Annotated in this window: 12 protein-coding genes; 4 read left to right on the top strand and 8 right to left on the bottom strand. The window is 71.0% G+C overall.

The window, feature by feature from the left end:
• Nucleotides 1–3 precede the first annotated feature (3 nt).
• Genes WME98_RS49025 through WME98_RS49015 form a run of 3 tightly spaced genes read right to left on the bottom strand, consistent with a single transcriptional unit; the run spans nucleotide 4 to nucleotide 4,906 of the window.
• Complete coding sequence (locus WME98_RS49025) at nucleotides 4–3,153, bottom strand: efflux RND transporter permease subunit (RefSeq protein ID WP_437948401.1); 3,150 nt, start codon at nucleotides 3,151–3,153, stop codon at nucleotides 4–6.
• A 9-nt stretch (nucleotides 3,154–3,162) separates the two neighbouring features.
• Nucleotides 3,163–4,557, bottom strand: coding sequence for an efflux RND transporter periplasmic adaptor subunit (locus WME98_RS49020; protein WP_437948400.1), 1,395 nt, complete (start codon nucleotides 4,555–4,557; stop codon nucleotides 3,163–3,165).
• Between the two features lies 1 nt (nucleotide 4,558).
• On the bottom strand, nucleotides 4,559–4,906 hold the full coding sequence (locus tag WME98_RS49015) for a hypothetical protein (protein WP_129576409.1): 348 nt from the start codon (nucleotides 4,904–4,906) through the stop codon (nucleotides 4,559–4,561).
• A 215-nt stretch (nucleotides 4,907–5,121) separates the two neighbouring features.
• Between WME98_RS49015 and WME98_RS49010 the strand changes: the two genes are divergently transcribed.
• The 3 genes from WME98_RS49010 (at nucleotide 5,122) to WME98_RS49000 (ending at nucleotide 11,073) form a co-directional block, all read left to right on the top strand.
• A complete protein-coding gene (locus tag WME98_RS49010; protein WP_437339291.1) occupies nucleotides 5,122–5,454 on the top strand; it encodes a YnfA family protein in 333 nt (110 codons plus the stop codon).
• 948 nt (nucleotides 5,455–6,402) lie between these two features.
• Entirely contained in the window at nucleotides 6,403–9,144 is a 2,742-nt protein-coding gene (locus tag WME98_RS49005) for an RICIN domain-containing protein (protein WP_437948399.1), read from the top strand.
• 585 nt (nucleotides 9,145–9,729) lie between these two features.
• Nucleotides 9,730–11,073 carry a tyrosinase family protein gene (locus WME98_RS49000; RefSeq protein ID WP_437948398.1) on the top strand — a complete coding sequence of 448 codons (1,344 nt, stop codon included), beginning with the start codon at nucleotides 9,730–9,732 and terminating at the stop codon, nucleotides 11,071–11,073.
• A gap of 170 nt (nucleotides 11,074–11,243) precedes the next feature.
• Here WME98_RS49000 and WME98_RS48995 read toward each other — a convergent pair whose 3' ends face one another.
• From WME98_RS48995 to WME98_RS48985, 3 genes are all read right to left on the bottom strand, one after another.
• On the bottom strand, nucleotides 11,244–12,878 hold the full coding sequence (locus WME98_RS48995) for an amidase (protein WP_437948397.1): 1,635 nt from the start codon (nucleotides 12,876–12,878) through the stop codon (nucleotides 11,244–11,246).
• 118 nt (nucleotides 12,879–12,996) lie between these two features.
• Nucleotides 12,997–14,115 (bottom strand): hypothetical protein, encoded by a 1,119-nt coding sequence (locus WME98_RS48990; protein WP_437948396.1) that lies wholly within the window; start codon nucleotides 14,113–14,115, stop codon nucleotides 12,997–12,999.
• Nucleotides 14,116–14,236: 121 nt separating this feature from the next.
• Nucleotides 14,237–14,365, bottom strand: a complete 129-nt coding sequence (locus WME98_RS48985; RefSeq protein WP_437948395.1) for a hypothetical protein — start codon at nucleotides 14,363–14,365, stop codon at nucleotides 14,237–14,239.
• A 234-nt stretch (nucleotides 14,366–14,599) separates the two neighbouring features.
• Between WME98_RS48985 and WME98_RS48980 the strand changes: the two genes are divergently transcribed.
• Nucleotides 14,600–15,733 carry an acyl-CoA dehydrogenase family protein gene (locus WME98_RS48980; RefSeq protein ID WP_437948394.1) on the top strand — a complete coding sequence of 378 codons (1,134 nt, stop codon included), beginning with the start codon at nucleotides 14,600–14,602 and terminating at the stop codon, nucleotides 15,731–15,733.
• Nucleotides 15,734–15,754: 21 nt separating this feature from the next.
• Here the strand turns inward: WME98_RS48980 and WME98_RS48975 are convergent, their stop codons facing one another.
• Together WME98_RS48975 and WME98_RS48970 are read right to left on the bottom strand one after the other, a co-directional pair.
• Nucleotides 15,755–21,775, bottom strand: coding sequence for an AAA family ATPase (locus WME98_RS48975; RefSeq protein ID WP_437948393.1), 6,021 nt, complete (start codon nucleotides 21,773–21,775; stop codon nucleotides 15,755–15,757).
• Nucleotides 21,776–21,836: 61 nt separating this feature from the next.
• On the bottom strand, nucleotides 21,837–22,829 hold the full coding sequence (locus WME98_RS48970) for a response regulator (protein ID WP_437948392.1): 993 nt from the start codon (nucleotides 22,827–22,829) through the stop codon (nucleotides 21,837–21,839).
• Between the last annotated feature and the right edge of the window lie 488 nt (nucleotides 22,830–23,317).

The following is a 23,317-nucleotide window of genomic DNA, read 5'->3' as shown; positions in this document are numbered from 1 at the left end:
GAGCTACTCCGCGGCCGGTGGCAGGGCCGCCGCGGCGCGCGGCGCGGGGCCGGCGGCGCCCGGCGCGGCGTCAGGGCCCGGGGCGGCCGCCGCGCCCTCGCGCGCGGTGCCCACGACGCTGTAGAGCACCGGCAGGACGAGCAGCGTGAGCAGCGTGGAGGAGATCACGCCGCCGATCACGACCGTCGCCAGAGGGCGCTGGACCTCGGCGCCGACGCCCGTGTTCAGCGCCATCGGCACGAAGCCGAGCGACGCGACGAGCGCCGTCATCAGGACCGGACGGAGGCGCCGCTCGGCCGCGAGCTCGATGGCCGCCCGCACCGGCATCCCGGCCGCGGTGAGCTGCCGGACGGTGGAGACGAGCACCATGTCGCCGAGCACCGCGACCCCCGACAGCGCCACGAACCCGACGCCCGCGGAGATGCTGAAGGGCAGGTCGCCGAGCCAGAGCGCGACGACGCCGCCGATCGCGGCGAACGGGACGCCCGTGAAGACGCGGATCGCGTCGAGGAGCCGCCCGTACGTGACATAGAGCAGGAGCAGGATCAGCCCCAGGGCAACGGGCACGACGACGAGCAGGCGCGACTGCGCCCGCTCGAGGTGCTCGAACTGCCCGCCGAAGCGGACGTAGTAGCCGGGCGGCAGCTCGACCTCCCGATCGAGCCGCGCGCGCGCCTCCTCCACATAGGTGCCCACGTCGCGGCCCCGGACGTTCGCCTGCACGACGATCCGGCGCTTCGCCCACTCGCGGTTGATCGCGGTCGGCCCCTCGGTCGTGCGGATCTTCGCGAGCCGCGCGAGCGGGATGCGCTCGCCGCCGGCCGCCGTGACCAGGATGCGGCCGATCGAGGCGGGGTCCTCCCGGTAGCGATCGTCGATGCGCAGCGTCACGGGGAAGCGGCGCTCGCCCTCCTGGAGCTGCCCCACCTCGCGCGCGCCGAGCGCCTCGACGACATCCAGCACGTCGGCGGCCGCGATGCCGTGCCGGGCGATGGCGGCGCGGTCGACCTCGATCTCGAGCACGGGCTGCCCCGTGACCTGCTCGGTCACCACGTCCGCGGCGCCGGGGATCCCCTTGAGGACGGCCTCGATCTCGCGCGCCTTCTGCTTCAGCGTGTCGAAGTCGTCGCCGAACAGCTTCACCCCCAGATCGGCCCGGATCCCGGCGACCATCTCGTTGACCCGCATCTCGATCGGCTGCGTGTAGATGACGCGCATGCCCGGCATCCCCGCGAGCTCCGACTCCATCGCCTGGACGAGCTCGTCCTGCGTCGCGGCGCGCTTCCACGCCTCGCGCGGCCTCAGGGTGATGAACATGTCGGACAGCTCGAGCCCCATCGGATCCGTCGCCACCTCCGCGGTGCCCGTGCGGGTCCAGACGCGCTCGATCTCGTCCGGGAACCTCTCGAGCAGGACCCGCTCGAGCCGGGTGCCGTAGCGGATCGACTCGCCCGCCGAGACCCCCGAGAGCCGCACGGTGTTGGCGACGATGGTGCCCTCGCGGAGCCGCGGCACGAACTCGGCGCCGAGCCGGGTCGCGAGGAAGACCGCGTTGCCGAGGAGCAGCGCGGCGCCGGCGAGCACCGCCCAGCGTCCCCTTAGCGCGAGCTGCAGCGCCGGCCGGTAGGCCCGCTTGAGGAGGCGCACGAGCGCGTTCTCGCGCTCCTCCATGCGGCGCGGCAGGAGCAGGCTCGCGAGCACCGGCATGAGCGTGAGCGACAGGATCATCGAGCCGACGAGCGCGAAGATGACGGTGAGCGCCATCGGCCGGAACAGCTTCCCCTCCGCCCCCTCGAGGGCGAGGATCGGCAGGTAGACGATCATGATGATGAGCTCGCCGAACATCGTCGGCTTGCGCACCTCGATCGACGCGTCGCGCACGACGTCCGTCGCGCTCCGGTCGCCCGCGTCCTCCGAGAGCCGCCGGACCGAGTTCTCGACCATGATCACCGAGCTGTCGACGACGAGGCCGAAGTCGATCGCGCCGAGGCTCATCAGGCTCCCCGCCACGCCCGCGCGCAGCATCAGATCGAAGGCGAAGAGCATCGACAGGGGGATGGCCGAGGCCACGATGAGCCCGGCGCGGAGGTTGCCGAGGAAGGCGAAGAGCACCGCGACGACGAGGAGCGCGCCCTCGATCAGGTTCTTCTCGACGGTGCCGAGCACCTCGTCGATGAGCTCGGTGCGGTCGTACACGACGGCGACGTCGACGCCTTCCGGCAGGCTCTTCTCGACCTCCGAGAGGCGCGCCTTAAGCCGCGTCGTGACGTCGTGGCTGTTCTCGCCCATCAGCATGAAGCCGAGGCCGAGCACGACCTCGCCCTGGCCGTCCGCGGTGACCGCGCCCCGCCGGATCTCGCGCCCCTCGACGACCCGCGCCACGTCGCGGACCCGGATGGGGGCCCCGCCCTTGGCGGCGACCACGATGTCCTCGATGTCGCTCACGCGCGTCGCGATGCCGATGCCCTGGATGAGGCTGGACTCGCCGGCCTGGTCCAGGGTGCCCCCACCCACGTTGGCGTTGTTGCGCTCCAGCGCTTCGGAGAGGTCGTGGAGCGCGAGCCCCCGCGCCGTGAGCTCCGCCGGGTCGACGAGGACCTGGATCTGCCGCTCGTCGCCGCCCCAGGCGTTGACCTCGGCCACGCCGCGCACCGAGCGGAGCTGCGGCGCGATGACCCAGTCGTGGACCGTGCGCAGCTCGCTCAGCGACTTGCCCTTGCCCGTGACCACGTAGTGGAACACCTCGCCGAGCCCCGTGGCGACCGGGCCGAGCTCCGGGCGCTCGATGCCCGGCGGCAGCGTCACGGTCTGGAGCCGCTCCATGACGACCTGACGGGCCAGGTAGATGTCCGTCTCGTCCTCGAACCGGGCCGTGACCTGCGAGAGGCCGAAGCGGGAGAGGGAGCGGACCTCCTCGAGCCTGGGCAGCCCCGAGATCGCCTGCTCGACGGGCGCCGTGATCTGGCGCTCGATCTCGACGGGCGAGAGGGCAGGGGCGACGGTGTTGATCTGCACCTGCACCGGCGTCGTGTCCGGGAAGGCGTCGATCGGCAGGCGGCGGAGCGCGAGGATGCCCGCCAGAGAGAGGCCGATCGCGGCGAGGATCACGAGCAGCCGGTGGCGGAGCGACCACGTGATGACGGCGTTCAGCATGGCCGCGCCTCAGTCCTCGCCGCAGCAGCCGGCGCCGATGCTCTCCTTGAGGGTCTCTGTCTTGAGCAGGAAGCTCCCCTCGGTCGCGACCTCCTCGCCGGGGCGCACGCCCTTCGTCACCTCGACGAGATCGCCCTCGGTCGCCCCGATCTCGACCCGCCGCGCCTCGAACTGGTCCTCCGCGAGCCGGACGAACACGAGCTTCGCCGTCCTCGCGCGCTGGACCGCGGCGCGGGGCACCATGACGGCGGCGCGCGCGGGGGCGAGGATGCGCGCCCGGCCGAACATGTTGGCCCGCAGCGCGCCGCCCGGGTTCGCGAGCGGGACGCGCGCCTTGGCCGTGCGCGTCGCCGGATCGATGGCCGGCGCCACGTACGTGATCTCCCCCTTGAGCTCGCGCCCCTCGAGGCCGTCGACCTCGACGACCACCGGTTGCTTCAGCGAGACGGCCGGGAGCTCGGTCTCCGGCACGTCGAGCTCGGCCCACATGCTCGAGACGTCGACCACCTCGAACAGGGTCTCCTCGACGCCGACGAGCCGGCCCACGGTGGCCTTGCGCTGGGTCACGACGCCGGCGAGCGGGGTCGTGAGCGTGTAGCCCCCGGTCCCGCCCGCGCTCGCGCCCACGACGGCCAGGGAGGCCGCGAGCGAGGCGCGCTCGGCGCGGGCGGCGTCGAGCTCCTGCTGCGCGGCGAGGACGCTCTTGCGCGCGGCGAGCCCTTCCTTCTCGAGCTGCTCCTCGCGCTGCATGTTCTCCTCGGCGACCTTGAGGCGCGCCACCGCGCCGGCCAGCCGCGATCGATCCGCCCCCACGTCGGCGCTGTCGATGACCGCGAGCGGCGCGCCCTGCTTGACCTCCGACCCCACGTCCACGAAGAGCTTCTGGACGACGCCCGGCGCGCGCGCGTTGAGCTCGGCGACCTTGAGCGCGTCGTAGACGATCCGGGCGGTGACGGGGATCCCTCCGCCGCCCTGCCGCTCGACGGCCTTCGCCGTGAGGATGCCGGCGAGCCGGGCCGTGTCCTTGGTCTTGAATCTGACCTTGGTCCCATCGGCGGGCGCGCCGTCGCTCGCCACATCGGCCGCCGGCTTGCCGCCGCGCTCGGGGTGGCAGATGGGGCAGATGGACTCCGGGAGCTCGTGCTCTTCGCACCAGTCCCCCTTCGCCTGGAAGACCGGGGCGAGCTTCGGATTGCACTTCGTGCAGAGCGCCGCGAGCACGCCGTGCTCCTTGCACAGCGCGCCCTCGGCGACACGGCCCGCCGCGGGCTTCGCGCCGGCCTTCGCCTGCTCCTCGGCCGGAGCGGCGTTGTCGGCCTCCCGGCGCCCGCATGCCGCCTCGCACGAGAGGAGGGCGGCGAGGATCGGGATCAGGGCGGCGTGGGCGTGGGTGCGGCCGGCCATGTCAGCTCTCTTTCGGCGGTCTCACGATCTTGAGGTCGGGGTTGCACTTCAGGCACTGCGACTCGGGCAGGCCGTGCTCGGCGCACCAGTCGCCGGTGGCCTTGAAGGCCGGGATCAGCTCCGGGTTGCAGCGGCTGCACTGCGACTCGGGCACGCCGTGCTCTCCGCACCAGTCCTCGTGGGAGCCGGGCTTCACGTCCTTCGGCGCGTGCGCCGCGTTCGCGGGCGCCTGCGCGGCCCCGGCCGCCTGCTCGGTCGCGCCCTTTCCGGCGCCCGGCGCCTCCTTGGAGCACGCGGCGCCGCCGAGGGCGAGGGCGCCGATCACGAGCGAGATGAGATGGATCTTCATGCGTTTCTCCGCCTGATCTTCGTACTGCCGCCGAGCCGGCGCCGCCGCTCCCGCGCGTCGCTGGGCCGACCCGGCCCCGCGTACGCGCGCTCTGCCGCCGGGGAGCGAGGCAGCTGCCGGGGGCGCCGGAGCACGTGCCGGCGGAGCGTACCATGCGTCGTCGAGAGCGCGAGCGCGACCGGCCCGAGCTCCTTCCTTCCTGGTAGGCTCGGCGTATGCGCGCTGCGCTCCTGTTCCTCGCCGCGGGCCTCCTGGAGATCGGGGGCGGGTACCTCGTGTGGCTCTGGCTGCGCGATCAGCGCGGCGTGCTCCTCGGCCTCGCCGGGTTCGCCGCGCTCGCGGCCTACGGCGTCATTCCCACGCTGCAGGCGGCCGAGCACCCGTTCGGCCGCGTCTATGCCGCGTATGGCGCCGTGTTCATCGCGCTCTCCATGCTGTGGGGCTGGGGCGTCGATCGGAAGCTCCCCGATCGACGGGACTGGATCGGGGCGGCCATCTGCCTCGTCGGCGCGGCGATCATGCTGTGGCCGCGGGCGCCGCGACGTTAGCGCCGCGTCGCCCGAATCCCGCTGATGGGTCTGACGGGGAGAATTTGAACACAGAGGTACGTAGGGCACAAAGGGGAGAAGAAAGAGAGTCATTCCTGTGACTCCGTGACTCCGTGACTCCGTGACTCCGTGACTCCGTGACTCCGTGACTCCGTGACTCCGTGGCTATTCTATCGATGACATCGGGACGATCCTGGGGCGGTGCGGTGCTGGCGAGTCGCTCCTCGACTTCCCGCCTCGAAACATCCTTCGCGCTCCGAGCTGCCGGCGCGGCGCTCGGCGGACTCTGGCGCACGGGTCTGGATCAATCCGTCGAGGGTGCCAAGGGCGCGAGGACGCCAGCGAATTCCGAATTTTCTTATCTCGCGGTGCTCTGCGCGCCCTGGCGCCGTCGCGTAAAAATTCTTTTCCTGACGTCCTGATCGCCTCGGTTGGCTCGTATCCGCGCCGTCCAGTCACCGCGTCCGAGGACCGGCCAGCCTGGATTTCTGCAGCTGCTGGGGCACGCGATGACCTGGTCGCCGGCGGATCCATTTGGTCGCGTTAACGTTCTCATTTCGAACGAGGCTCAAGCAGTTCAATCTCACGGGCGGCAGAGCCCATCTGAGCCCCGGTGGATGTCGGATATTGCGCTACCCAACATCACCTAAAAACGCGGTTGTTGTGACTTCGGAATAGTCACGTCGGCTCGCAAAACACCGCGAAATGCAGGTTCGCCTTGACGGGCTAGCCAACATGAAACAATAACTATCCTCGTCGCAGTGCCTGACCGAACACGGACCGAGCCCACTCGCTCCGTGGACCTCGAGAGCGAGATTCACCGGAGGGCAACCGCGGCGGTACCTCGGCAGCCTTCACCGCGCGGCGAGCGCATCCGATCAACGAAGGGCAGCATCGAGCTGTAGAGAGATCGGCTTTTTACCTGGTTAACATAATGAGGAGAATCACATGAGATTCGCATCCAGGCAACTCTTGCTTGCCGCCGCGACGGGCCTTCTCGCCGTGTCCTGCGTCGGCCTGGCGGAGGACTACGAGGACGAGGAAGGCGGCGTGCTCGACGAGGGCCTCACGATCGACCCGAGCGCGGTCTACACGATGGTCGGCGTGCAGAGCAACAAGTGCGTGGAGATCCGCGGCGGGAGCACGGCGAGCTCGGCGGCCGCGCAGATCGCCTCGTGCCGCAGCGGCGACACGAGCCAGCAGTTTCGGGTGGAGTCTGCGGGGAGCAACTACTACCGGCTGCGCAACGTGAAGAGCGGCCTCTGCCTCGGGGTCAACGGCTCGTCGACGTCGAACGGCGCCACCATCGTCCAGTCCAGCTGCGGCAACGCCACGAGCCAGCAGTTTTCTATCACGGACGTCTCCTCGACCGTCCAGCGGTTCACGAATCGCGCCAGCAACAAGGTGCTCGACGTCATGGGGCGGTCGACAGCGGATGGCGCCAGCCTCCACCAGTGGAGCTGGGCCAACGGAGACAACCAGAAGTTCTCGCTCAAGGCTGTGGGGGGCTCGTCGAGCTCCTCGACGTCGTCGAACTCCTCGAGCTCGTCGAGCTCGACGACGACCTCGAGCTCCTCGACCACCGGGACCGGCGGCGCGGGAGGCACGGGGGGTGCGGGCGGCGCTGGCGGCGCGGGCGGCTCCGGGGGTGCCGGGGGGACCGGGGGGACTGGCGGCGGCGGCACCGGCGGCTCGGGCGACGTCGGCGTCGCCCCGGCGTCCGGCTGCGGGCTCGGCTACAGCCAGCTCCCGAACGGCAAGGGCGGCGTCAACGTCGAGCCCGTCTGCATCCCGAAAGAGATGAACTTCAACATGGCCGCGTCGCTGGAAGCCTTCAAGACGACGGTCTATCCGCTGCTGCAGACCAACTGCTCTGGCTGCCACAGCTCGACGGGCAAGGCCCAGGCGCCCCTCCACTCCGACGTCGATCCGGCGCTGGCCCACGAGTACGCGCTCACGCGCGTGAACTTCAAGAAGCCGGCGGACTCCAAGCTCGTCGTCCGGATGGGCATCGACCGGCACAACTGCTTCGGCTCGAGCTGCAGGGACGCGAACACGCAGATGCTCTCCGCCGTCACGGCGTGGGCCAACGCCGTCGCGCCGAGCCTGCCGACGACCCCGCGCCCCGTCGCGGCCGGCGAGCAGGTCACCGAGGCCCAGGTCAAGTCGTGGATCGCGACGGACAAGGCCACCGTCCCCGCCGCGGACGCGGAGTTCATCAAGTACGCCTCGCTGCACGAGATCCACAACAAGGGCGCCACGGCGGAGGAGATGAACGTGGCCCGCGTCGGCCTGTCGAAGGCGCTGAACTCGACGGCGCGCTGGGCTCCCAGGATCGTGAACCCGGTCGACATCAACGGGAAGGGCATCGTCTACCGCTTCGACACCCGCAGCTACTGGGGCTACAACAAGGGTGTCACGAAGCTCCACTTCGGCGGGTCGGACGACGACGTCTTCTTCGGGAGGACCAGCGTCAACTACCTGGGCGAGCCGGTCGGCTCCGACGTCACCTTCCGGGAGAAGTACCGGTATACGTCGGACGTGCAGGTGGATCCGAGCTTCGCGCGGCTGGTCTGGGGGCGCGTCCTCGCCGGCAACGTCGAGGGCGCCACGGACGGCGGCGTGCTGCCGCCCTACGTCGACGGCTTCAAGACGGATTACATCGAGGCGAGCCAGCTCGTCTACACGCTGACCCGTCCGGACGTCTACAACGCGATCATGGCGATCCCCTGGTATGCGCACGACCTCGAGACCGAGCTCGGCGTCATCAAGGACCAGGGGATGAAGTCGTACGAGTACATGCTCACGAAGCAGGCCATCACGGTCGACTCCCGCATGTACTTCAGGGCCAAGACGCGGCGCGGCGGGTACTACTGGAAGACCTGGGACGTCTTCACCGGGCAGCTCGACGGCGGCGTGAACACGATCGAGCAGGCGTGGGAGACGGGCCAGATCCGGTTCCCCTTCTGGGCGCACCCGATCCCGAAGTTCATCAGCGGGACCGGCATCGGCGGCTCGGCGAACAACTGGAGCTTCATCGCGACCCTGGCTCAGCCGCAGGGCACCGAGCCGCCGGGGTGCGATGGGCAGCCGAGCTACGCGGGCGGCGGCTACGTGAACTGCCGTTACTACACCGGGACCGACGGGCTGCAGCAGTCGGCGGAGGAGGTCATCTGGGATCTGCCGAACGGCCTGCAGGGGTACTCGCTGTGGGGCGGCTTCAACCAGCGCCGCGTGGACGCCTTCGTCAACATCGTGCGTGATCCGCGCATCCAGCGGAACGCGTCGGACGCGCAGATCAACAGCACGGTGGGCTTCGCCACCCAGGACCGCCGCCTGAACACCGGCAGCTCCTGCATCGGCTGCCACGCGGACGGCATGAACCGCGGCAACAACGATCTGCGCGACTGGCTGGACGCCGGCGGCGAGCGCCTGCCGAAGGGCGAGCACGGGGTCGACGGGTGGATCAACGACGCTGCGGTCGTGTCGCAGGTCAAGGAGCTCTACCCGCCCTCGAGCGTCATGCGGTCGCGCATGGAGGACGACCGCCGCGTCTTCCTCGCGGCGATGGCGAAGATCAAGAGCGAGATGGTCCTCGGCGCGGACAAGAACGTGTACGTGGAGCCGACGATCTGGACCATCGAGTGGGCGCAGAACTTCTACAAGTACGCGCCGACCCGCTCCAACTGACGCAGCGAAAGGCCATGTCGGACGGCCGCCGCCCGGCGGCTCGTCCGGCAGGGCCCAGCCCGCCGTCGCTGCATCGACCCCCCTTCAATTCATCGATCCTCCGTCCGGCCGACCGCGAGCAGCGCCGAGCGCGCCCGCGAGCCTTCACCTCGCCGCTGGCTCTGGCGCGAGGTCGCTCCCGTCGCTGCGCCACGTGGTGATGCCAGGACGAGCCATGCGTCTGCGGCCGCGCTGCCGGCGCACGATTCGAGGAGCTGCTCCGGCTTCTACAGGTAGTCCAGGCGGGCCGCGAGATCGTGCACCGGACGCCGCGCGGCCCTGACCGCCCCCGACGATTGCCGCTCAGCGCGGCTCTCTTTATGTTTCTCACGAGCAAAGCGCAGCGGCCAAAAGGCTCGCCGCGCTCGAGAGCTCGCAGGTTCCGGGCTCGACCACGGAGCGGCGCTGCGGCCGGGCTGTAGAGGGGGCGTCATGGAGGTCAAGGGCTTCGCGAGTGCGGCTTCGAGCGGGTTCATACGTCGCGACGTCTACAGCCTCTCCCCGGAAGGCCCTGAGATCGCGGCGCTCAGGCGGGGGATCGCCGAGATGCAGCGTCGATCTCGGGTCGATCGCCGCGATCCGACCGGCTGGGTCTACCAGGCCGGGATTCACGGGTGGCCAGACGGTGGAAATCCGCTCCCCGGATGGAACGCGTGCCAGCACAGCAGTTTTTTCTTTCTCTCCTGGCACCGCATGTATCTCTCCCGATTCGAGCGGATCCTGAGGTCCGCCTCCGGAGATCCGGGCTTTGCGCTCCCGTACTGGAACTACTCCGCCGCCGGCAATCGCGCGATACCGGCCGCGTTTCGAAAGCCCGGGGATGCGTCCAACCCTCTCTACGCCGAGGAGCGCGCAGCAGGCATCAACCAGGGAGCCCTTCTCCCCCCGTCTGCGGTCACGTTTTCGTCGGCCTTCCGTTTGACCAACTTCAGCGCTCGGCCCGGGACGCGCGTGAGCTTCGGTGGGGAGGCGCTCCGGCAACCCGGGCCAGGCAGAGGTCGCGCCGGGGAGCTCGAGCGGCAGCCGCACAACGTCGTCCACGGCATGGTGGGCGGTCAGGATGGCTGGATGAGCTACACGGACACGGCCGCGCAAGATCCCATCTTCTGGCCGCACCACGCGAACATCGACCGATTGTGGAAGCGCTGGCTCGACCAGGGCGGAGGGCGCGGCTACCCAGGACGCTCGGCGGACGAGGAGGCCTGGTGGCGCCTCAGCTTCGATTTCGTCGACGAGAACGGCAGCCTCGTGCGGATGACGGGCGAAGAGATCACCGACACGGTCCTCCAGCTAGGCTACCGCTATGACGATGATCCGCCGCCGCTCGCGACGGTTCGCCTCGCTGGAGAGAGCAGCGCTGCTGCCAGGAGCCCGGAGCTCGCCGCGGCCGTCCGCGGGACCAGCAGAGCGCCGATCGCGCTCGGGGCCGAGCCGGTCTCGGTGCTGGTCGAGATGTCGCCCGAAGACGTCGCCGTCCTCAGGACCCTCGCGACGAAAGAGCTCGTCGAGACGCAGATCGTCCTGAGCCTCGAGGGCATCGCGTTCGAGCGGAACCCAGGTGTCACCTATGAGGTTTATCTGAACCTCCCTGAAGGGACGCCGCCGGACTACCAGAGCCATTTCTACGTGGGCAACCTCGGGTTCTTCGTCGCGCGCGGCCACGGGAACCTGCACGGGCCGGCCACCGTCGACCAGGCCTTCGACGTCACGGCCCACGTGCGCACGATGGCCGAGCGCGGCGAGTGGGCGGACGTTTCACCGAAGGTGAGCTTCATCATGCGTGAGCTCATCCCGCCGGGTGGCGCAGAGAACATGTCGGCCGTAGCCGCGGGGAGATCCACGCCAGTCGTGCGCGTAACCATCCGGCGCGTGGTCATCGCGACCGCGTGAGCCCTCAGAGGCTGATAGCGGTCCTCCTGGTGCAGCGCTTCCCGAACGTCGACATCACCCTGCGCGAGCAGTTTCAGGTCCTCGCCTATCAGTCGCTCGTCCGGTGACCGTTCCGGGGACGGCCTGGCGCAGCGGTGCGCGCGGCCGGAGCTCGGCGTGCCGCGCGCCGGCTACAGCGTCAGCTCGGCCTCGACCCTGTGCCGGGTCGCCTGCTCGTAGTCATAGGCATACCCCAGCAGGCGGGGCTCGCTCCAGAGGGGGCCGACGAAGATCAAGCCGAAGGGGGCCCCGTTTTCGTACTGGCCAGCAGGCACGACCACGCCGGGCAAACCGGCGATGTTGATCGCCGATTCCGTGGTCGCCGCGTAGGTGTCCGCGCTGAAGAGCTCCGGGATCACCTCGTAGGTCTGCGGAAACGCCAGGGCATCCAGATCGTGCTCGGCCATCACGGCGTCGAAGAGGCTCAGGTACTGGCCCCGGAGGGCCCAGAAGCTCGACAGATCGGGCGGCGCCTCCGGGTGAAGCAGCGAATCCGCGAGGACAGGGAGCTTCTCGACGTACCAGAACAGCGGGCCGCCGTCCTCCTGGAACGGAGATACCCCCGCGATGAGCGACAGCTCGTCGATCGAGCCGACCACGCCCCCGTCGAACGTCAATCCCGCGAGGTATCGCTGGAAGTCGTGGGCGATCGACTCCGTGCCTCGCATGTCGTAGGGCTCGCCGGGCAAGGCCAGCTCGGCGAAGCCGCTGCCGGCGAAGGGATCGTCGACGACGGTCGCGCCCTGGCGCTCGAGCTCCAGGACGGCGCGCGCGTAGAGATCCTCGGTCTCCGGCGACAGGGCGCTCGTGCGAAAGCCCGGGCCGTACAGCCCGATCCGCTTCCTGCGAAGGGCAGTATTGCTGAGCTCGCTCGTGTATCCGCGCGGGGGCAGCCGGCCATCGGAGGCGCTCGTCTTGGGGTCCTCCGGGCTGTAGCCGGCGAGCACGTCCATCACCAGGGCGGCGTCGAGGACGGTCTTCGCGATCGGCCCTGCGACGTCCCTCGTGCTGCCGGCCAGCGGCACGATGCCCGCCGTGGGGACCAGGGCGAACGTCGGCTTGACGCCGACGAGGCTCTGCGCCGCCGCGGGGTTCTGGATGGAGCCCCCCGTCTCCTCCGCGAGGCCCAGCACCGCGAAGCTGGCGGCCACCGCCGTGGCGGTCCCGCTGCTGCTCGCGCCGGGCGCCAGGTCCCTGTCGACGGCGTTGTACGTGGGACCTGCCCAGCTGCTGTTGGCCCGGGTCCCGTCGTCGCTGAAGGCCGGGATGTTTGTCTTTCCGAGGATGATGGCGCCCGCTCGAATCAGCCGCTCGACGACGACGGCGTTCTCGATCGGGAACAGATCGACGCCGCCCGCCGCGGCGCTGAGGGGCGCCCAGCCGGCCGTCGACGGCAGCCCGACGACGTCCATCGATTCCTTGATGACCACCGGGATCCCCGCCAGCGGGCCGAGCGGCTCGCCTTTCCTCCGCTTCCTGTCGATCGCGCGCGCCTCGTCGAGCGCGCCCGGGTTCAAGAAGGTGAAGGCGTTGTAGGAAGGCTCGTACTGCTCGATCCTGTCGAGGTAGGCCTGGGTCAGGGCCTCTGCGGTGTAATGTCTGTTCCTGTACGCCTTCTGGATCTTCGAGATCGTGAGCTCGGTCACGTCGATGTGGTGGGCGCCGACGGGGCCCGCCGCCGCGCCGGCGTCGCCGGGGTTCCCCAGGACGACACCAAGCAACATGGCGGCGATCCACTCGCCGCCTGGACGTTTGTGCTTCTTCATGAAGGATCGCTCGCTCTCGGTTCAAGACGCAAAGCGCGTCAGTTTATCGAGCTGTACTCTACAAGAAATTCGTTCCGAGGCTGCTCGACTTTCGATGCGTACGTCCAGCGGCCCGGCGTCACTTGATGATGGCCGGGTCCTCGATCGTGAAACACTCGATCGAGGACGCCGCGTATTTCAGCGCGTTGTACCAGAACTGCGAGATCTGAAAGACCTGCGCCGCCGACCTCTCGTAGCAGGGGCTGTTCGGGTCCATGTACATCTGGGGATTGATGCACGCCGCCGTCCCGAGCCACTGGCCCGAATAGGTCACCCACTCGTCGCCATACGCGACGACGTGGCCTTTGCCGACCTCCTTGTGGACCGCGAAATTGTTCGTGCCGTCGGTGCAGTCGACGGTTGCCGTCGTCGATTTGATCGAGCGCGCGATGTAGGCGCCGACGCTCTGGATGTCCTTGCCGATCGGCGTGTCCTGGTTCCAGGTGCCCACGCTCCCGGGGAGGGGGCCGCCGAGCGGCACCGGGCCGCCCCAGCAGTTGCAGTTCGCGCAGTTGGTCCGCGCAGGATCCAGCACGCCGTCGGCGTTGAACTGGATGTCCGTGAACGAGAGGAGCTGGTTGGTCGCCGTGACGTCGTGGATCATGCACCCCTGTCCATTGCACTGATAGCCGCTCAGCGCGATGAGACCACCTCCGTTGTTGACCCAGTCCTCGAGCGCCTTCACCTCGTCAGGCGTGAACTGCCAGGGCTGCCCGTCGTCGTTCTGCGCGCCCTTCGTCACCATCCACTGGAGGAGGATCACGTCGTACTTGGCGAGGAACTCCGGCGTGAGCGTGGGCTTCTCCATGTTGTAGTTGTCGACCTGGGCCGTGCTCTGCGTGTTGAGCCAGTTCTGGAGCGCCGTGGTGCTGTCGCTGCTGCACGGGCCCCAGACGCCCTCATGGCCGATCGACGCGATGTTGATGCAGGTGCAGTTGCCCTCGTCATCGCAGGTCGTCTGATGCCCGGCGTCAGCCGGCGGCTCGCCGCCCGGTCCCGAGCTCGTCAGGCCGATCTCGCCGCCAAAGTCGTCGCCGCTGCTGCTGCTGCCGGCGCCGGGGCCGCTCGCGCCTTGCCCGCCCTCGCTATTCCCCGCGGTGTTGCCGTTGCCGCCGCCGCTCGCCGAACAAGCGATGACCGGCAGCCAGGAGGCCGTGAGCGCAGCGCAGAAGCGAGTCACGAAACGAAGTCTTGCCATGATCCAGAGACTATCATTCCCGCGCTGGCCGGAGGCCTGAAAGCGTGAGGCAGCCCTCTGCCCGCAGGGGCCGCGCCAGCCCTCCCGCGCGACAGCTCCGGCGTGAGCGCGGCCCCATCCTCTAGCCGCCGGAGTTGCGGTTCAGCAGCGTCACGAACAGGGCGATCGCTCTGCGCGGCGCGTCAGACGAAGAGTTGCGCACGGGTGGTGCGGGTGAAAGAAATCGACGTGAGAAGAGCTTGTGGGACATAGGGTTGTCCTCCTTTTGCTCCATGGCCCCCCGCCCGCGGAGAAATCATCGGTCAACCCGACGCCGCCCCGCGGCGGGACGAGGCTGGCCGCCCGCCGGGTCGAGGCGCGCGTGGGCGCCCCGCGTGCAGCGTCGCTCATAGGTCAACAAATTCAAGTGCTTACGCCGATCCCAGGGCCGGCCGCGGCCCGCGCCGGGTTCCGGGGCAGCCGCCGCAGCCTACACTGCCGTCGCATGTCCCCCGCATCGCCCACGCCGCCCGCCGGGGCCGACGCGATCGCGCCGCTCGAGCGCGCCCGCGAGCTCGCGGCGCTCGTGCTCGCTCCGGCGGCGAACACCACGGATCAGGCCGACAGCGTCCCCCGCGAGCACCTCCGCGCGCTCGCGGGCGCCGGTCTCCTCGGGATCGCGACGCCCGCGCGCTACGGCGGCCTCGGGGCGCCGGCGCGGGTCGCGCGCGAGGTCCTGGAGATCCTCGCCGGCGCCTGCGGGGTGACCGCGTTCGTCCAGATGCAGCACGCCACCGCCGCGTGCCCGCTCATCGCGCGCGGCGACAACGAGGCGCTCAAGGAGCGCGCCCTGCCTCGCCTGGCCTCCGGAGAGCGCCTCTGCACCGTGGGCTTCTCGCACGTCCGCCGCCCGGGACCGCCGATGGTCCGGATCGAGCCCGACGGCGACCACGTACGACTCGACGGCACCGTGCCGTGGTTGACCGGCCACGGGCTCGCCGACGACGCGGTCATCGCCGGTACGCTCCCCGACGGCCGCCTGATGTACGTGCTGACGCCGCTCTCGGCCGGAGACTCCATCGAGGCGTCCGCGCCGCTCCGCCTGAGCGCGATGAACGCCTCGGCCACGGTGTCGCTGACGCTGCGCGCGCTGCGCGTCGGCCCCGAGCAGGTGATCGCCACCGTGACGCGCGAGCAGCAGGCCGCCCGCGACGTGGCGGGCCTGCTGACGCCGGCGGCGCTGTCCCTGGGCGCGGCCGGCGCCGCCGCCGCCCTGCTCGCGTCGCTGGCCGAGCGCCGCGGCGACGCGCAGCTGGCCGGCGCCGCACGGGCGCTCGAGGACGAGCGGGAGGCCGCCCGCGCCGAGGTGAACGCATGGGCGGACCAGCCCGAGGCGGAGGGGTACGCCGAGCACGCGGTCCGCGCCCGCGCCTCGTGCGTCGATCTTGGCGTCCGCGCCGCGCACGCGGCGGTCGCCGCGACCGGCGGCAGCGCGAACCGCCTGGACCACGCCGCGCAGCGCCTCTTCCGCGAGGCGATGCTCTACTCGCTCACGGCCCAGACGCGCGATCTGCAGGCGGCGATGGTGCAGCGGCTGCTCGGCCGGGGCGCCGGCGCGATGGACCGCGCGCGGCCGTGAGGGCAGGGGCCGCGCGGCGCCCTACGCCGGTTCCTGGGGAGCCGCGCGACCTTCTTCGATGCCGTCCGCGCCGCCTTCGGCGTACGCGCCGACGAACTCCCGCAGCTTCCGGGTCTGGTAGCCGCGCGCGAGCGCCGTGAGCTGCTCGATCCAGGGCGTGAGCCGCGGGTCGTGCAGCCGGAGCCGCTCCGCCTCTTCCAGGATCCTGTGCACGAGCCCCTTGCTCGCGAGCGCCGACAGCGTGGCCAGGTCATCGGCCGAGGGCGGCGTGAGGCGCCCGCCGTCGCCGTCGCCGTCGGCGGCCCGCTCGGCCGGCGAACCCTGCGCGGGCGCCTCGTCGCGGCGGAGCCACTCGACGCCGAGGAGGCGCGATATCTTGTCGAGGAGGGCGCCCGCCTGGATCGGCTTGGGGAGGAAGTCGTCGCAGCCGGCAGCGGCGCACTTCTGCTGCTCGGCCTCGGCGACGCTCGCCGACGAGGCCAGGATGGCGACGCCCCGGAGCTCGGGCATGCGCCGGAGGCGGCGCGTGGCCTCGCAGCCGTCCATGCCCCGCATGTACACGTCCATCAGGATGAGCGCCGGCGCGCGCTCGGCGGCCATGCGCAGCGCCGCTTCGCCGCTGTCCGCTTCGCACAGCTCGAAGCCGAGCGGGCCGAGGAGCCCGCGCACCACGGCGCGATTCTGGGGGTTGTCGTCGACGATCAGGATCGTGCGGCGCTCCCCCCGATAGCCGACGATCGCGTCCCACCGCCGGGCCTCGCCCGGGCTCGCCGCCTGCTCCGCCGGTCGCGCCTCGGCGAGCGGGAGCGTCACGGTGAACGCGCTGCCCTCGCCGACCTCGCTCTGCACCTCGATCGCCCCGCCCAGCTGCTCGACCAGCTTCCTCGTGATGGCGAGGCCGAGCCCGGTGCCCTCGCTCCTCGCGCCCTGCTCGCCCACCTGCTCGAAGGGCTCGAAGATGCGCGACAGGTGCTCCGCGGCGATCCCGGGACCGGTGTCCTCGACGCGGAAGCGCACCATCCGCCCCGCGGGGACGCGCTCGTCCAGCACGTCGACCCGGAAGAGCACGCCTCCGCGCTCGGTGAACTTGATGGCGTTGCCGAGGAGGTTCAAGAGCACCTGCGTCAGCCGCTTCTCGTCGGCGCGGACGGCCTCGAGCGCTGGGCCGCGCAGCTCGTGGGTGAACGCGATCCCCTTCGCCTCGGCGCGCACGCGGCACAGGTCGACGACCATCTGCACGAGCGTAGGCAACCGGACCACCGTCACGACGGCGTCCATCTTGCCCGCCTCGATCTTGGCCAGCTGCAGCAGGTCGTTGATCAGCGAGAGCAGGTGCTGGCTCGATTTCTGGATGACGCTCAGCCCGTCCCGCCACGCCGGCGGGAGCTCGGGCGTCCGCTCCAGGATCTGCGCGTAGCCGATGATGCCGTTGAGCGGCGTGCGCAGCTCGTGGCTCATGCTGGAGAGAAAGTCGCTCTTGGCCTGGCTGGCGCGCTCCGCCGCCTCCTTGGCGACGCGGAGCTCGGCGGTGCGCTCCTTGATCTTGGCCTCGAGGTCCCGGTAGAGGAGGGCGTTCTCCACGGCGATCGCGGCCTGCGCGGCGAGCATCGACAGGAGCTCCACCCGCCGCTCGGGGAACGCCGCGGGCACCTCGCGGTGCTCGAGGTAGAGCACGCCGAGGAGCCGCCCTCGATGCGAGAGCGGCAGCGAGAGGAGCGAGAGGACGGGGTGCGCGGCGAGGTACGGATCGGCCGCGAAGCGCGCGTCGGCCCGGGCGTCGTCGGCCACGACCGGCTCGCTCGTGCGCGCGACGTAGTTCACGACCGTCCTCGCGATGTCCGCGCTCTGCGAGAGCGGCTCGGACAGGCCCGTCTCGATCCGGCCTCCGTGGACCGAGAGCCGCGCCACCAGCGAGAGCTCCTCGCCCTCGGCCAGCAAGAGGGCGCCGCGCTGCGCCCCGGCGCTCTCCAGCACGAGCTCCATTAGCCGGCCGACCACCCGCTCGGGGTCGAGCTCGCTCGACAGCGCCCGCGCCGCGCGCACCGCGGTGTTCACGTCGAGCTGCGCGCCGCCGGCGACGCCGGTGGTGGTCAGCGTGGAGACGCCCGTCGTGAGGCGGCGCTCCGCGGCCGAGGGCTGGGCCGGCGCGCGCAGCAGGGCGGGCCACCTCGCCTCCAGGTGGGCGACGACGGCGTGCGCGCCCCAGCGGAGATAGGCGTCCCGGGCCTCGCGCAGGTACAGCGCGCCGATGCGGCGCCTGCCCGCCTCCAGGTGGAACTCGGCGGAGAGCTGGGCCGCGAGGGCCTCGATGTGCAGGAATCGCTGCCCGCGCGCGAGCTCGATGGCCTCGTCGTACCTGGCCATGGCCTCGTCGGCCTTGCCTTGCACGCGGGCGTGCTCCGCCTCGAGGAGGCGCAGCTTGTGGAGGAAGTTGTCCGCGCTCCCCTCGGCGAAATACCGGAGTCGCGCGAGGCCGTGCTCGATGTGCTCGCGGAGCCTGGCCCGCTCCTCCGCGTCGGTGACCTCCAGCCAGCACCTCGCGGCCGCGAGCGCGAGCCAGAGCGGCACGTCGGTCACCGGCGGAAAGCCGAAGATGGACATGCGGAACTGCTCCGCCTCACGAGCCCGCGCGAGCGCCATCGGAGCGGCGCCCGCGGCGAGGAACAGGTGGGCCTCGAGGATGCGCGCAAGCTCGGCCGCCATCACGTCCCCGTCGGCCAGGAGGGAGCGGGACCCTCGTGAAAACGGCTCTTCCGCGCGGAGCCTCCCCGCGCCGTCCGCGGTCGACAGGAGGCCGCACCACGAGGCGACCGCCTCGAAATAGTGGGTCCCGAGCGCGGTGCCCGCGCGCTGCATCAGCCCCCAGCGGGCCGCGCGGTGCGCCTCGATCTGGCCGAGCGGCTGGCCGCGCCACACCCGGTAGTAGAACAGGTCGCCTTCGAGCCCCCAGCTCGCCCCCTGGAACGAGCCGACCTTCAGGCCGGTCGCGCAGGTCCGCTCGAAGATGGGCGCCATCTCGTCCGCGGGGCGGACGTAGGCCGTGTACTGGCCCTCGAAGGACAGGCACTCTGCGAGGAAGGGGGACGCCACGCGCTCGGCCGCGCGCACGCCAGGCCCGACCCAGCTCGCGGCGCGGCGATAGAGCCCCGTGGTGATCGACCACACGTTGGCGAAACAGACGATGATGAAGGGGGAGACCGGTGTGAGCACGCCCTGCCGCCGCACCCGGAGCACGGCGCGGACGATCACGAGCGCGGACAGGATCGGCTGGCCGCCGATCGCCGCGCAGACCATGAGGTGCATCGTCAGCGCGTCGACGAGCACGTGCGCCGGCGATGGATCGGGGGGCATCCGGTCGAACGCCTCCGGATCGCCCTCGAACCATCGATCCAGCTCGGCGGACTCCTCGAGGAGCGCGGCGCGGCGGGCCTCGTCGGTGTCCGGAAACACGACGTCCTGCTCCGCGAGCGCGGCGAGCCCCAGCTCCACCCCGCGCGCGAACTGGCCTGCTGCCTGGATGCAGCGGACGCGGAGCTCCTGCACCGAGAGCCTGGCGAGCGCCGGCAGGGGCATCGCGAGCAGCCGCGCGGACCGCGCCTCGACGTCGTCGAACTCCCGCATCAGGAAGGCGGCCTCGAGCCGCTCCAGCGCGAGCTCCGCGGACAGCGCCGGGTGCTCGCGCCACGCGTCGTCGCCGAGCAGCGCCAGCCCCGCCTCGGCGAGGCTGGCGAGGAGCCGGTGCGAGCTCGCCGCCTTCGCGGCGCGCGCGGCCTCGAGGTTCAGGCGCGCGAGCGACGCGCGCTCGTCCTCGGCGTCCATCCGCGCCGCGCCCAGGTTCAGGTGCCGCACAAGCTCCAGGAGCTGCTGCGGTGTGCCGCCCTGCGCCCGGTGCCGCGCCCAGAGCCGCCGGCCGATCTCCAGGTGCGCCAGGACGCGCTGCTCCGGCGAGGCGCGCTCGTAGCTCGCCTGTTGCACGCGGTCGTGCAAGAAGCGGTATTCCGCGTCCGGCGCGCCTTCTCCGCTCTGCCCCAGCGCCTGCGCCGTCCGGTAGGCTCCGTCGGCCGGCACCAGGAGCTCCTCCTGCAGCGCGGGCCACAGCGCCCCGGTCACCCGGGCGCGCTCCCACCCGCTGAGCCGCTCCAGATCGTGGAGGTGGAACGTGTGCCCCGCGCACGCCGCGAGCCCCAGGAGCTGCTGGGTCGCCTCGGGCATCTCGCGCACCTTGTCCGTCAGGAAGGCCACGACGTTGTCGGTGATCTGCGCCTGCTCCAGGTCCTTTCGCTCCCAGCGCCACGCGCCGCTCTCCGGGTCGCGGACCACCTTGCCCTGCTTGTGCAGCGAGAGCAGCAGCTGCTCCATGAAGAACGGGTTTCCTCGGGTCTTGTGCCACAGCACCCGGGAGAGCGGCTCGACCCCCGTCGCCTCGCTGTCGAGCGCCCGCGCCGCCCACGCCTGCACGTGCGCTTCCGACAGGGGGCGCACCGACATCCACGACACCCTCGCTCCGCTCTCTTCCACCGACGAGACGAGCCTCCACAGCGGGTGCTCGGGGGGCGCCTCGTTGTCGCGGTAGGCCGCGATCACCAGGAGATCGCCGCGCTCCGCGTCGGTGAGCAGCGTCTTCAGGATCTCGAGCGTGGCGCTGTCGGCCCACTGCATGTCGTCGAGGAACATCACGAGCGGCGCGTTCGGCGCCGTGACCGCCCGCACGAAGTCGAGCCAGGTGAGCCGCTGGCGGGCGAGCACCTGATCGCCCTGCACCGGCGGCACCGGCGCGAGCTCGCCCATGATCCGGTCGAGCTCCGGCACCACGTCGGCGATGAGCCGCGCGTTCTCGCCGACGTCGGCCTCGATGCGCTCCCGCCACGCGCTGAGCACCGGCTTCGGGCTCGCCAGCCACTGCTGCATGAGCGCCCCGAACGCCTGCGCCATGGCCGCGTACGGCGTCGACCGCGCGAGCTGGTCGTGCTTGCCCGAGATCAAGAGGCCGCGCCCTCGGGCCGCGATGTCCCCGTAGACGGTGCGCACCAGCGCCGTCTTGCCGATGCCGGACGGCCCGCCGATGAGCACGAGCTCCGCCGCGCCCTCGGCGGCGCGGGCGAAGCACGCGCCGAGGAGCTCGCGCTCGCGCTCTCGCCCGACGAGGACGTCGGGCAGCCGTAGCTTGTGCGAGAAATCCCTGCTCCCGAGCGGGAACCGCTCCACCGCGCCGCGCTCGCGCCACAGGCGGAGCGCGCGCTCCAGGTCTTCCGCGGCGCCCCGGGCCGTCTGGTACCGCCGGTCGGGGTTCTTCGCCAGGAGCCTTCCCGCGATGGCCGCGACGCCCGGGGGCACCTCCGGGGCGACCTCGTCGAGGGCGGGCGGCTCCCTGGCCAGGTGCGCGTGCACCAGCGAGAGGGGGTCGCGATCGGTGAACGGCAGCCGGCCCGAGAGCGCCTCGAAGAGCGTCACGCCGAGCGAGTACAGGTCGGTGCGCGCGTCGATCGCCCGCGCCGTGCGGCCCGTCTGCTCCGGCGACATGTACGCGAGCGTCCCCTCGAGCCCTTCGGGGATGCTCGCCGCCGTCGCCTCCAGCGGCAGCGACGAGGCGATGCCGAAGTCGAGCAGCTTGACCTGCGAGTACGCCGCATCGACGAGGACGTTCTGCGGTTTGACGTCCTTGTGGGTCACGCCCGCCGCGTGCACGGCCTCGAGGACCCGCGCGAGGAGCGCGCCGAGCCTCAGCCCCGCGTCCACCGGCAAGCGCCCTCGCTCGGCGAGGACGCGATCCAGCGACCGGAGGCCGGGGTCCTCGAGCGCCAGGCCGACCGCGCCGCCCTGCTGCACGAGCTCCCGCGCCCGCGGCACCCCGGGCACCGCCCCGAGCTGCGTCAGGATGTGATGCTCATGCAGGAGGCGCCCCGTCACGCGCGAGCTCGGCTCGGGCGTCGCAGGGAGCTTGAGCACCACCCTGTCGCCCGAGGGGCGATGGACCGCGCGGCACACCCGGGTCTCGGTCCCTTCGTGCAGCACCTCCCCCACAGCGTAGTCTCTGAGATCCATCCCGGTTCAGCTCCTCTTCGGGTCCGGCGGAGATGCCGGGGAACGACGATTCATCAGGACATCAGAGCTCGCGCTCGCGCGCACGTCGACGCTGGCCGCGCGTCCGCAGCGCGTGCTCCACGCCCGACTGCAGGGTGGCCTTGGTCACGACGTGATCGAGGTGCAGGTCGAGCCGCACGAGCGTCTGCGCCGCCTCGGCGCGGATGCCGGTGACGACCGTTCGCGTGCCGAGCAGCGACAGCCCCTTCGCCGCTTGCACGAGCATGTGCGCGACCGTCTCATCTACCGATCTGACGCCGGTGATGTCAATGATGAGGTGGTCCGCCCCGCGCTCGCTCGCGCCGTGGAGCGCGGTCTCGACCGCCTGCCTGGCGCGCTCGACGTCCACCGTGCCGACGAGGGGCATCACGAGGATGCCATCGATGATCGGGATGAGCGGGGCGGAGAGCTCGAGGAGCCGCTCCCGCTGGGCCGCGATGATCTGGTCTTGCAGCGCGGCCCTCGCGGCTTCGGCGCGCTCGCTCTGGAGCAGCTGGTCGGAGAGCCGAGCGTTCGTGTCGCGCAGCGTTTGCACGGCGTCCGCCAGCGCCTCCTCGGCCCTGGCGCGCTCCCGGATCTCCTCCGACAGCCTCCGATTCTGCTCCTCGACGGCCCGCGTCGCGCGCCGGAGCGAGATTTGCGTGTGCACCCGCGCGAGGAGCTCGGTCTTCTCGAACGGCTTGGTCACGTAGTCCACGGCGCCCACGCGGAAGCCCTGGATCCTGAACTTCGCTTCGGCGAGCGCCGTCATGAAGACGACGGGGATGCTCCGCGTCGCCGGGTCGGCCTTGATGCGCTGGCACGTCTCGAACCCGCTGAGGCCAGGCATCAGCGCGTCGAGCAAGATGAGATCTGGCTGAGTCAGGCCGGCCAGCTCGATCGCCTCCTCGCCGTCGCACGCGACGGCGACCTCCAGCCCATCGGAGATGAGCGCGTCCGACAGCACGTTCAGGTTGTCCGCGCTGTCGTCCACGATGAGGACGAGCCCGGCGGGCCGAGATTCTTGCGCTTGCATAGGTGTCTGCCAGTCTCAGGGGGCCCGAAGGCGCCTCCTGGGCTTGGCCGGCGAGTCCCGCCGGACGGCGAGCGAGCAAACGCACGCGCGGTGAGCTGGCATCTCTGTCACGGAAGGCGTCTTTCTGGCATCTTGACGTTCGTACCATGGGATGGCCGGCGTTAACACGTCTTTTGTAGGCTGTAGGCGGCGGGCGATTGGGCGGGGGTAGGCTGAGTCACACCGGGCGTCCCATCATGCACGCACGCCCACGTCGGGCACACGTCGGTCACGTCGGTCACGTCGGGGCGCTGCTGCCGGCTGACCTCGGCGTCGTCCGTGCCGAGGCGGTTCGGACGCCCAGCGCGGCCTCATTGCCGTCGCGTGTGGCCGCCGCAAAGATCGGCTGATCGATGGCGTGGGTCAAGGTGGGTGCGAGAGCGCTCGACCCCATGAGCCGATCGAGGGGCGGGTGGGCCTCGACGAATCAGGGGATCGCCGCATCGCCG

The sequence above is a fragment of the Sorangium sp. So ce296 genome (assembly GCF_051529605.1).
In the GTDB taxonomy this organism is placed as follows: Bacteria; Myxococcota_A; Polyangia; order Polyangiales; family Polyangiaceae; genus Sorangium; species Sorangium cellulosum_D.
This window is presented reverse-complemented; position numbering and strand designations above follow the sequence as displayed.